General features: G+C 58.3%; 7 protein-coding genes, 1 tRNA gene, 2 rRNA genes and 1 pseudogene (1 of these 11 only partly in view). 5 read left to right on the top strand and 6 right to left on the bottom strand.

Annotation, left to right across the window (positions count from 1 at the left end):
* Positions 1-77 precede the first annotated feature (77 nt).
* Together ACTG27_RS18040 and ACTG27_RS18035 are read left to right on the top strand one after the other, a co-directional pair.
* Positions 78-992, top strand: coding sequence for a LysR family transcriptional regulator (locus ACTG27_RS18040; protein ID WP_439980099.1), 915 nt, complete (start codon positions 78-80; stop codon positions 990-992).
* A 99-nt stretch (positions 993-1,091) separates the two neighbouring features.
* The gene (locus ACTG27_RS18035) at positions 1,092-1,511 is read left to right on the top strand and encodes a hypothetical protein (protein ID WP_330124756.1); all 420 of its coding nucleotides are present in this window, start codon (positions 1,092-1,094) and stop codon (positions 1,509-1,511) included.
* Positions 1,512-1,603: 92 nt separating this feature from the next.
* Here the strand turns inward: ACTG27_RS18035 and ACTG27_RS18030 are convergent, their stop codons facing one another.
* The gene (locus ACTG27_RS18030) at positions 1,604-3,598 is read right to left on the bottom strand and encodes a methyl-accepting chemotaxis protein (protein WP_330124757.1); all 1,995 of its coding nucleotides are present in this window, start codon (positions 3,596-3,598) and stop codon (positions 1,604-1,606) included.
* A 192-nt stretch (positions 3,599-3,790) separates the two neighbouring features.
* Positions 3,791-4,141, bottom strand: a complete 351-nt coding sequence (locus ACTG27_RS18025; protein WP_005355311.1) for a hypothetical protein — start codon at positions 4,139-4,141, stop codon at positions 3,791-3,793.
* Between the two features lie 199 nt (positions 4,142-4,340).
* Here ACTG27_RS18025 and ACTG27_RS18020 point away from each other — a divergent pair, with 199 nt between their 5' ends.
* From ACTG27_RS18020 to ACTG27_RS18010, 3 genes and pseudogenes are all read left to right on the top strand, one after another.
* Positions 4,341-5,063 (top strand): response regulator, encoded by a 723-nt coding sequence (locus tag ACTG27_RS18020; protein WP_058057076.1) that lies wholly within the window; start codon positions 4,341-4,343, stop codon positions 5,061-5,063.
* 33 nt (positions 5,064-5,096) lie between these two features.
* Positions 5,097-6,457, top strand: a pseudogene (locus ACTG27_RS18015) (ATP-binding protein).
* 140 nt (positions 6,458-6,597) lie between these two features.
* Complete coding sequence (locus ACTG27_RS18010) at positions 6,598-7,986, top strand: transporter substrate-binding domain-containing diguanylate cyclase (protein ID WP_439980098.1); 1,389 nt, start codon at positions 6,598-6,600, stop codon at positions 7,984-7,986.
* A gap of 67 nt (positions 7,987-8,053) precedes the next feature.
* Here ACTG27_RS18010 and ACTG27_RS18005 read toward each other — a convergent pair whose 3' ends face one another.
* From ACTG27_RS18005 to ACTG27_RS17990, 4 genes are all read right to left on the bottom strand, one after another.
* Entirely contained in the window at positions 8,054-10,006 is a 1,953-nt protein-coding gene (locus ACTG27_RS18005; RefSeq protein ID WP_439980095.1) for a ligand-gated channel protein, read from the bottom strand.
* 582 nt (positions 10,007-10,588) lie between these two features.
* Positions 10,589-10,665: transfer RNA gene (locus tag ACTG27_RS18000), tRNA-Asp, on the bottom strand.
* A 95-nt stretch (positions 10,666-10,760) separates the two neighbouring features.
* Positions 10,761-10,875 (bottom strand): 5S ribosomal RNA (gene rrf / locus ACTG27_RS17995).
* 122 nt (positions 10,876-10,997) lie between these two features.
* A 23S ribosomal RNA gene (locus ACTG27_RS17990) occupies positions 10,998-11,783 on the bottom strand (it continues 2,104 nt past the right edge of the window).

The raw sequence follows: 11,783 nt of genomic DNA, 5'->3' as shown, positions 1-11,783 counted from the left end.
TGAATATTAAAGTGACATGACCTAACTTGTTAGCGAGATAAACTGGCAAACATATTCAAAAAAATTGAAGGTGAGGAATGGCCAAGGAATCGAACAAGGAGCGGGCGCTGACCCTGGAGGCAATCCGGGTGCTGGATGCCATCGACCGCCGCGGTAGCTTTGCGGCGGCGGCCGACGAGCTGGGCAAGGTGCCCTCGGCATTGAGCTATACGGTGCAGAAGCTGGAAGACGAACTGGATGCCATGCTGTTTGACCGCAGCGGCCACCGCACCAAGTTCACCCCGGCGGGACGCATGCTGCTGGAGCGCGGCCGGGTGTTGCTGGAGGCAGCCGAACATCTGGTAGGTGAGACCCGGGCGCTGGCCCGTGGCTGGGAGACCGACATCACAGTCGCCGTCGATGCGCTGGTCCCGGTGCAGGCCCTCTACCCCTTGGTGGAGAAGCTGGCCGAGCAGACCGATACCCGACTGCGGCTGCGTGCCGAGGTGCTGGCGGGTAGCTGGGAGTGTCTCGAAGATGGCCGTGCCGATCTGCTTATCTCCTCCATCAATCCGGACATCATGATGACCGGCATCAAGCATCAGGTGATCAAGGACGAGGTGATGCTCTACGTCGCCCATCCCGATCATCCGCTGCATCAGGAGCCCGAACCCTTGGCCGACGAGACCCTGCGCCGCTACCGCGCCATCGCGGTGGCCGATACCGCCCTGCGCAAACCGGTACTTACCTACCGCCTGCTGGACAAGCAGCCGCGCCTCACCGTCAGCACCATGACAGAGAAACGGGATGCCCTGCTGGCAGGGATCGGCGTCGGCACCATGCCACAAAGCTGGATTAAGGAGGACATCCGGGCCGGACGACTCAAGGTGATCAGCCCCGAATATCGCCATCAACTCCAGGTCGTGCTGGCCTGGCGGCGAGACACCATGGGCAAGGCCAAAAGCTGGCTGGTGCGGGAGATCCCAAAACTATTTGCAGCTGGTGAAAAATGAGACACAGTTAACAGACCGCTCAATAACTGCCTCACTTGACACCCAGCTCTTTTATTGGTTCCATAGCCGCCTCATTTGAACCAATGGAATCTGTAAAAAATGAAAAAGACTTTGCTGGTAGCCCTCACCACCCTGCCCCTGTTTGCCAATGCTGGCCTGATGGACTCGCTGACCGACAGCGTCACCAGCAGCGTCAAGGATGCAGCTAATACCGCCGTATCCGGTGCAGTGGACAGCGCATCCAACGAAGCCATCAAGACGGCACTGGATATCAAGGAAGGCGGCTCCAACAAGCAGGCTATTAAAGAGAAGCTGGGTGCTCCTGCCACCACCAAGACCGAATCCGGTCTGGAAGTGTGGACTTATGATCTGGATGCCCTGAAGAAGGCCTCTCCGCTGCTGGCAGAAACCACCAAAACCCTGCTGAAAGATACCGACGCAGCCAAGAAGAACGTCGTTATCAAGTTCGAAGGTGATACCGTCAAGAAAGTAGACCTGACCGACAAGGCTCAGGGCTAAGTTTGCTCGTCCGGTGGAGTGGCTGCACGCCCGCATCGGCACAGATAGCAAGAGGGGGAGCACCGGGCTCCCCCTCTTTCATTATCGGTTTGTTACACCTTGAAGCGATGTACCAACGCCACCAGCTGGCGATTGGACTCCAGCAGGGTGGCCGAACTCTGTTCGGTATTCTGACCGTTATCCACCAGCAAATTGACCATGTCGCGGATCGTGACCATGTTGCGGTTGATCTCTTCGGTCACCCGGCTCTGCTCCTCTGCCGCAGTCGCAATCTGGGTACCCAGATCGTTTATTTGCACCACGGCATCCGCCATCTTGTCGAGCCCGCCTGTCACCTGCTCGGTATGCTCGGTCGCCGCCTGACAGCTCTGCTTGGTGTGCTCCATGGCCACCACGGCTTCGGCCACCCCCTGCGTCAACCGGGAGAGCATGCTCCCCACCTCGGCAGTGCTATTCTGGGTTCTCGCCGCCAGTGCGCGCACCTCATCAGCAACCACGGCAAAACCGCGCCCCTGCTCACCGGCCCGCGCCGCCTCGATGGCCGCGTTGAGTGCCAACAGGTTGGTCTGGGCAGCAATATCGCCGATCACGCTGAGTACACTGCTGATCTGGCGAGCATCTTCCTGCATCCCCAATACCTTGGTCGCAGCAAGATCCACTTCATCGATCAGCGCCGCCACACTGGCAGAGGCCTGACCCACTACCTGACGGGACTGAATCGCCTGACCATTGGCAGACTCGGTAAAGCTGGCGGAATCGCTCGCGTGGTGCGCCACATTGTCGGCAGTGGAGCTGAGCTCGGTCAGGGCTGTCACTATCTGATCGGTCTCGGCGGCATGCTCACCGAGAATGCGTCTGGCCTGCCCCGTCTGCTGATCCAGCTGGGCCAATTCACGGGTAATCAGCTCTGTGGTCTCGGTCACCTGCAACATCATCTGCTGCAGATAGGCGATAAAGCGGTTCACCGATTGAGCGATATGGTCCAGCTCATCGTGCCCCTTGACCCGGATCCGGGCAGTCAGATCAGCATCTCCGGCCGAGAGCGCATCGATGTTCTGCTTGAGGGTGTCGAGTCGACTGCCCAGCTGCTTGATGGCCATCAACATCAGCGCAAACAGCAGCACCACTAGCGGTAGCTGGATCGCAGCCAGCGTCTTGAGCACCTCCTGACTGTCGTGGGTCAGGGTGCTGGTCGGCAGCGCCGCCGCCAACAGCCAGGGGGTTCCTTCGATGGGTTGCATCAGCAATGTCTGCTCTTCACCCAGATCCTGAAAGGTAGTGCGCTGCAACGCGGCGCCATTACCCGGCCCCAGCAGGCTGGCGATGGCGCTGGCAAAGGGATAGTCCCCGTGAGATGAGAGGTTGCCCAGCACCACATCCCCGCTCAAACGACCATTCTTGCTGAGGATCTTGCCGTCGGCCTCGACGATCATCACCTGACCACCGATCTCCTGCTCTTTTTTGGCGACCAGATCATTGAAGAAACCCAGCGTCACATCGATGGTAGACACTCCGTAAAGGGAGCCGTCACGATAGATCCCCATGGCACAGTTGGTGCGCGGCTGTTGGCTGGCACCATCCTTGTAAGCCGCCGCCCAGACACACATGCCTTTCGCCGCCTGCTGCCCGGCTCTGTGCCAGGGCTGCTCGAAATAGTTGGGCGCCTCGGCCGAGTTCCAGTAGGTGTTGGGGATCAGCTTGTTGGCACCATCCCGATGAAAGAAGGTACTGAACTTGATGCGACCGGCTTCCCGCTGATCCGGCATCGGCCAGATGCCGCCACCAAACACCATGGCATTGCCATATTGATCGATCAGAGCAGGGAGAACAGCATCGATTTGCTCACTCGGCAGTTGGGCAACCAGCTGAGTGATACTGCGTGACTGGCTCTGCACCCCGTTGAGCTGATCGCGAATGTCGGTCGCAATCTCGCTGACCCGCAGCACCAGATTCTGCTCACCCGCCCGTTGCAGCTCGGGTTTGACCCATAACTGGATGCCGATTACGGTCAGCACACAGACCGCCACCATGAATCCCAGAAAAACGGCGGTATATCGCCCCTTGATTGTCCCCAGATCCCAACCCATACCCCCTCCTGTTTTCGGCCACTGCTAACTGCAGCTTGTTATATGAGCGGGCATTATCTTGCAATTCGCTCACGGCGCGTTTGCCATCGCTCACATAAGCGACAGCAAGATAAGGATTCGGGCGAAAATGGATCGATACGATCACAAAAAGGGTGGCCTCGGCCACCCTTGGGTTGATAACAGCAGGCGCTGTTACTGGTTCGCTTCGGCGAACTGCTTCATCGCTTCTGCGTGCTTGGTCATACCGGCGGCGCGCTCGTTGAGCTTCTTGATAAACTCCGCCTTCTTGGCCGGATCTTCAATGCGGTCATAACGTTGCTGCAGGTTCGCCTGGATCTGCTCCGGGGTCATGTTCTGCATACGAGCCATCTTGTCGTGGCGACCACCGTGGTGTTTGCCACCCATCATGCCGCCGCCGTCCATCGGGCAATCCACCATGGCACCGGGCTGGCCGGTGGGGGCTGCTTCACTGGCTGCATAGGCACCCAGCGGCAGGCCAAGGATCAGGGTGGCGGTCAGCAGGGTTTTGGTCAGCTTTTTCATGGTCTATCTCCTGTAGGGATGATTCTGGTTAGGCGCTCTTGCCTTGCCCTCAAGTAAACACCCTGTCGGTGTCTGAACTTTGCCAGCATCGCCCTTTTTTGTAGCAGAGTGTGGCATCGTGCGGATCTGGCACACTTTGACACAAACCGCCGTCCGGATTTTCGTATACTCGGGCCAACGCTAAGCAGGGGAGGTATTCATGAGCCAGGGCAACACCCACATTCTGGTGGTCGACGATCACAGCGAGATCCGCGATCTCTTGAAACGCTTTCTGGAACAGCACGGCCTGCGGGTCAGTTGCGCCCGGGATGGCAAGGAGATGAAGCGACTGCTGGAGGAGCGGGAGTTCGACCTGCTGGTGCTGGATCTGATGATGCCGGGTGAAGATGGTCTGACCCTCTGCCGCGAGCTGCGGGTCAAATCGAACCTGCCCATCATCATGCTGACTGCTATGGGGGAAGAGACCGACCGCATCATCGGATTGGAGATGGGGGCCGACGACTATCTGGCCAAGCCCTTCAATCCGCGCGAGCTGCTGGCGCGCATCAAGGCGGTGATGCGCCGCACCCAGGCGGATAACCAACCCGCCGCCGAAACCCTGACCCGGGATCTGCGCTTCGATCGCTGGCTACTCGACGTCAATCGCCGAGAGCTGGTCGATGAGGATGGGGTGGGTCTCAGCCTCTCCACCGCCGAGTTCGATCTGCTCAAGGTGTTTCTCGAACGCCCGCAGCGAGTGCTGAGCCGGGATCAACTGCTGGATCTGGCCCGTGGCCGCGAGGCGGTAGCCTTCGATCGCGCCATCGATACTCTGGTGAGCCGCCTGCGCCGCAAGCTGGAGCGGGATCCCAAGAATCCGGAGCTGATCAAGACCATCTGGGGTGGTGGTTATATGTTCTCCGCCGACGTGACGCAGGTTTAAGCAGTGGGAACCTTGCGACGACTGTGGGCACGGATGTGGCCCAAGGGGCTGACCGGCCAGATCATTCTAGTGGCGCTGGCGGGCTTGATCCTGATCCAGCTGCTCAGTATCCAGATCTATCGCACGGATCGGGAGGAGGCGCTCGGCTTCGTCAACAGCCGCAACGCCATGCAGCGGATCATCTCGGTGGTGCGGCTGCTCTCCCTCTCCCCCCGTCCCTCTATGACGAGATCCTCAAGGCGAGCCGCAGCGAGACCCTGCTGCTGCGCCTCTCCGACGAGCCGCTGCAACCGGATAACCGCAGCCCCCGCTTCGAGCAGCTGGTGCGCTCGCGCCTCAACTATCCCCCCGGCCTCACCGTCGAGATCAGCGCCGAGCTGAAAGAGGATACTCAGCGCAGCAAGGCGTGGGAACATCATGCCCGCATGATGCGGGATCGCAAAGGGCCGCCCCCGCCACGGGATATGAGGCTCTACGGATCCATCGAACTGCCGCAGGGGGGCTGGCTGCAGTTCAGCTCGCTGGTCGACAAGGAGGCGGGCAGCTGGTCGTGGCAGACCACCCTCAATCTGATGCTGGTCGCCAGTCTGGTGATCGGACTGATGGTGCTGCTGTTTCGCCGTGCCACCCGCCCACTCAAGCAGCTGGCAGGCAATGCGGAGCGGCTCGGACGGGGCGAGGATATCGAGCCCTTGAAAGAGGAGGGGCCGACCGAGATCCGCGAATCGATTCAGGCCTTCAACCGGATGCACACCCGGCTAGACCGCTTCGTGCAGGACAGAACCCGGATGCTGGCGGCCATCTCCCACGATCTGCGCACCCCCATCACCAGCCTGCGGCTGCGTACCGAATTTCTGGCCGATGGCGAGGACAAGGAGCGGATCCAGCAGACCCTGCAACAGATGGAGCAGATGCTGGCGGCCACCCTCAGCTTTGCTCGCGAGGAGGGGCAGCAGGAGGCTACCCGCGAGCTGGATCTGGTCAGTCTGCTGGTCAGCCTGTGCGATGACTATGCCGATACCGGCCAGCCTGTCACCTGTCTGGCGGAGGGCAAAGAGGTCTACGCCTGTCGGGCCAACACCCTGCGCCGAGTGCTGCAGAACCTGATCGGCAACGCCATCAAATATGCCGGCAGCGCAGAAGTGTCGCTGGAGCGGCGCAAGGAGGAGCTGTTGATCCGGGTCTGCGATAACGGGCCGGGGATCGATCCGGCGCGGCTGGAGGATGTGTTCAAGCCGTTCGTGCGGCTCGATGAAGCGCGCAACACCGAGTCAGGCAGCGTGGGGCTCGGGCTCTCCATTGCCCGCACTCTGGTCCATCAGCACGGCGGCGAGCTAACCCTGCTCAATCGGCCACAGGGGGGACTGGAGGCGCGGATCAGCCTGCCGCTGTAAGTAGTCACTCTATCCGCCAGCCTTGTCATGGCGCCATTTGCATCATGCAAACTTCATCATTTGGGCGCTTGTTCTTCGATGAGAAAGGCAGTGATAATCGATGACCACGGGACGGTATACGGCAACGGATTGGAGCAAGGATGGCCTCTTCCAGGACAGGAGTCATAGTCAGTATCGGGTGGGGGCTCCTGCTACTCGCCCTTGCTCTGCCTGTCTGGGCCAAAGCCCCGGATGAGCCGATCATCATTACCAACTCCAAAGCCTGGCAGCCCTTCTCCTATATCAATGAGTCGGGCCAGCCGGATGGCCTGCTGATCGATTTGTGGCGTGAATATGCCAGGGTGACCGGCCAGAAGATCGAGTTCAGGCTGGTCGACTGGCAAGGCTCCCTCGACCTGCTCCATGAGGGGAAAGCGGATGTTCACGCCGGACTGCTCTGGTCGCCGGAGCGAGACAAACTGTTCGACTATGGCCGGCCTCTCGCCCAGCTCGACTCCCAACTCTTCTTCTCGAGCGAACTGCGCGGCACCGATGTACATTACTACCTGCTCCATGAAACGGTCGGTGTGGTAGCCGGTGGCTACGAGGAGTATTACGCCAGACGCTACTTCCCCGGCACCAGACTGCAGACCTTCAATGACAATGACACCCTGCTGGCGGCGGCCTTTCGGGGCGACATAAAAGCCTTTATCGCCGATCTGCAGGTCGCCAACTTCTACATCTATACCTCCGACGATCCCACCCGCTTTATTCCGGTTCGCCACCTCTATACCGACCAGATCCGCTTTGCAGTGAAAAAGGGCGACCTTGCCCTGTTACACCGGCTGGAAGAGGGGTTCGCCAAGCTCAAAGAGAGCGATCGAGAGCGGATCATCCGAAAGTGGATGCATGTCGAAACCGTCTACCCCATCCATCTCGGTCCCTGGCTACTGTTTGCCGGAGTGTTAATCATGGTGGCCTACATAGTGCAACTGCGCCGCGCCGTTGCCAGCCGCACCACCGAGTTGAGCCGCGCCAACGCCAGACTGGAGAAACAAGCCAGTACCGACCCCCTGACCGGCCTGCTCAACCGACGGGCATTCATGCCCGCCATGGAGCAACGACTGGCAAGCGGGGCTCCCTGTGCTCTGCTGCTGTTCGATGTGGATCACTTCAAGGAGACCAATGACCGCTTTGGTCATGGCATCGGGGATCTGTTGCTGGAAAAGCTGGCCACAACTGTGACCAACCTGTTGCCCGAAGAGGCTCTGCTGGCTCGCATCGGCGGCGAGGAGTTTTGCCTGCTGCTGCCGCTGGCCACACTGGCAGAGACAGAACAATGGGCCGAGCGTATCTGCCTGGAGAGCAACCGGCAAACCCTGTACACCAGCAGCGGCGAGGTGACCCTCTCCATCAGCACCGGGGCAGTCTGGGTAGCCGCAGAGAGAGAGGCTGATGCCGACCAGCTACTACGGCAGGCTGACGCCCTCATGTATCAGGCCAAGGGACTGGGGCGCAATACCTGGCAAGCCGCCCCCTATCAGGCATAGCCCCCTGACGGACGCGCAATAAAAACGGCCACCATCGGAAGATGGCGGCCGCATGACAGGTTCCCTATCAGAAGTTGTAAGTCACGCCCAGGTTGTAACGGCGACCATCCAGCACAGTGCCATAGCTACTGTAATCTACTGTCTTGTCGAACAGGTTGTAGACCCCGGCAGTCAGATCCAGATGCTTGTTGGCCTTGTAGACCAGGCCCATATCAAAGAAGGTGTAGGAAGGGGTCCCTTCCGCCATCTTCACACGACTCAGGTACTCGGAGGTCTCGCCACGGAAGTTGACCCGTGACCAGAGGCTGAGATCCTCGGTGGTTTGCCAGTCAACACTGCCGTTGAACATGTGACGGGGCATCTGGTTGAGGGCATGGCCCGCCAGTGGACCACTCTTCTGCTCGGACTGGGTAAAGGTGTAGCTGGAGCTGACCGACCAATCCTCGTTGATGGCCCAATCCATCATCCCCTCGACACCGCGCATATTCGCCTTGTCGACGTTGACCCGATCACTGATGAAGTCATAACTGTGACCATTGAGGGTACAAGCGGGATCACTCTTGCTGGTGCAGCGACGCACTTCGGAGATCTTGTTCTTGAAGTCGGTGTTGAACAGGGTAACACCGGCGTTGAAGCCCTGATGACCGTTCCACAGCAGGCCGATCTCTTCACTCACGCTAGTCTCGGGTTTGAGATCAGGATTACCGACCAGCATGCCATCCAGGCTACCACCACCGGTGACCTGACCCCAGTTGGCCGCTGACATCCGCAAGTCAGGAGAGCGGTAACCGGTCGAGACGCCTCCTTTCAAGGTCCAACTGTCATCCAGATGCCAAACGCCGTAGAGGCGAGGGCTCCAGTGAGAACCGTAGTTCTGGTCCCGATCCATGCGGGCGCCACCGGTCAGGGCAAAGCTGTCAGTGAGTGACCACTCATCCTCGACAAACATCGCCCAACTCCAGCGGGTCAGCTGCTCGGCAGGGTTGGCCACTTTCAGGGTATTGCCCTGATCGTGCAGATCCTCATAGCGATACTGACCACCGACACTCAGGTAGTGATCACCCAGAATAAACTGGGTATGGGTATCGGCGATGGTGTTGGTAAGTTCCATCTTGCGGCCGGGGTTGGTGTTGGTCTCCTGCTGCAGATAGCTGCTGGAAGAGCCGAAATCATACTGGCCATCATGGGTCAGCGCATAGTTGGTGCGCTCGTATCGGTTAAGGCTATCTTTCGCCTTGGCAGCCAGCGAATTGCCGGCCGTGCGATCCCGATCCTGCAGACTGCGACTGGCTTCCAGATCGAAGCGGTTATGGTCATCAGGCTTGAAGCTGAGCACCGCCGTGCCACTGCGAGTCTCCTGCTCGGCAAAACCCTGGATAAATTTGTCTTCACCACGATGGGCAAGCTGACCGTTGAAACGCAGCCCCAACACGTCATCGATCAGTGAACCTGCGGTATAGGCATCGGTCTGGAAGCTGTTGCCAGCATCCTTGTTCTCCTGGAAGGTAGAATCAGCATGAACCGAGCCCTGCCAGGCCAGACCGGTGGTCTTGCGGGTAATCACGTTAATCACGCCCCCCATGGCATCGGAACCATAACGGGATGACATGGGGCCACGGACGACCTCAATGCGCTCAATCGCCTGCAGTGGCGGCAGCCAGCCCTGTTCGATACCCGGACCATCGCTGTTCGGGCGAGTGCCACGGCTATCCACCTTCTTGCCATCAACCAGCATCAGGGTGTATTTCGACCCCATACCGCGAATGCTGATATCACTGCTGCTGCCACCGCCAGTCACCACAACACCGGGAACATCCTTCAGGGCATCGGTCACATCGCGATATGCCCGTTTCTCCAGCTGCTCACGGGTAATCACGGAGATGGAGGCAGCAGAGTCTTCAATCTTCTGCTGGAAGCCGGAAGCGGTGACGACCATCACCTCTTGTTCGGCAGCATAGGCCTGGGTCGCAAGAAGGGAGCAGACCAGCAAGGCAAGCTTGTTCGGTTTCACTGTTGTCATGTTTTAGCCTGAACATTATTAGTAGGAAGGTGACGTATTCCCTTACTTCACTCATTACAACGCCCTGGCATCCGGCCAGACGCAACATTAGAAAAGGCTCATTTGAAAAGCACTTTATTAATCAGCCCGCATTGTAACGACCCCACTCCGATCATTCAAACAATAATCATTATCATTTATATCGTGTGGCATTCCTGCTGCAAAACAGCTCATTCTTGATAAGAGACTGTTTTAATGGAATAAATCCATAAGCAAAAAAGGGATTAGACAAACAAGTGGAAGCGATGACGTACCGTTGCAAGATGGCCTGATTTAATCCTCAAGCTCTATCAGCTCGCAGCAGAACAATGTGGCCAAGATGGGATGTGCTGCGATACAGAGGTGGAAATAGTAGCAAGAACGTCAATAGGGGAAGGTATTGGCATCGTGGTGGGATGTCGGCTGCTCACCAGCAGGCTAAAACATCAAAACCCGGTCGTGAGACTGGGCTTTGTGTTGGTTCCGGTGTGCAACCATCGGGGTCAGTAGGTAAAAACGCCCATAGCAAAAAGGCCTTCCCAATCAGGAAGGCCTTCAAATTAGTGGCGGAGCGGACGGGACTCGAACCCGCGACCCCCGGCGTGACAGGCCGGTATTCTAACCGACTGAACTACCGCTCCGCATTCGGTTAGCTTGCGCTAAATCATTTGCCGCTTCTTCTGAGGTGTCATCCTCGCAGCCGGCTATGTGTTTTCACATCACCGTTTAATTGGGTGCCTGGCAGTGTCCTACTCTCGCATGGCGAATGCCACACTACCATCGGCGCTACCGCGTTTCACTTCTGAGTTCGGCATGGGATCAGGTGGTTCCACGGCGCTATGGCCGCCAGGCAAATTCTTAATCTAGAAAGCTGACGTGAGTAGTGATGTTGCGCTTGGCTTGTCACTATCACTGAATTTGAGTAGTTCGCTTGGTATCTGTTACAAGCCTTAGAACACTTCTTGGGTGTTGTATGGTTAAGCCTCACGGGTAATTAGTATGGGTTAGCTCAACACGTCGCCGCGCTTACACACCCCACCTATCAACGTTGTGGTCTCCAACGGCCCTTTAGGACCCTCAAGGGGTCAGGGATGACTCATCTCAGGGCTCGCTTCCCGCTTAGATGCTTTCAGCGGTTATCGATTCCGAACTTAGCTACCGGGCAGTGCCACTGGCGTGACAACCCGAACACCAGAGGTTCGTTCACTCCGGTCCTCTCGTACTAGGAGCAACTCCCTTCAATCATCCAACGCCCACGGCAGATAGGGACCGAACTGTCTCACGACGTTCTGAACCCAGCTCGCGTACCACTTTAAATGGCGAACAGCCATACCCTTGGGACCGACTTCAGCCCCAGGATGTGATGAGCCGACATCGAGGTGCCAAACACCGCCGTCGATATGAACTCTTGGGCGGTATCAGCCTGTTATCCCCGGAGTACCTTTTATCCGTTGAGCGATGGCCCTTCCATTCAGAACCACCGGATCACTATGACCTACTTTCGTACCTGCTCGACCTGTCCGTCTCGCAGTTAAGCTGGCTTATGCCATTGCACTAACCTCCTGATGTCCGACCAGGATTAGCCAACCTTCGTGCTCCTCCGTTACTCTTTGGGAGGAGACCGCCCCAGTCAAACTACCCACCAGGCACTGTCCGCGAGCCCGATTCAGGGCCCTGCGTTAGAACATCAAACATACAAGGGTGGTATTTCAAGGACGGCTCCAGCGCAACTGGCGTCACGCCTTCAAAGCCTCCCACC

The sequence above is a fragment of the Aeromonas sp. 97A genome (assembly GCF_051919185.1).
Lineage (GTDB): Bacteria > Pseudomonadota > Gammaproteobacteria > Enterobacterales > Aeromonadaceae > Aeromonas > Aeromonas veronii.
This window is presented reverse-complemented; position numbering and strand designations above follow the sequence as displayed.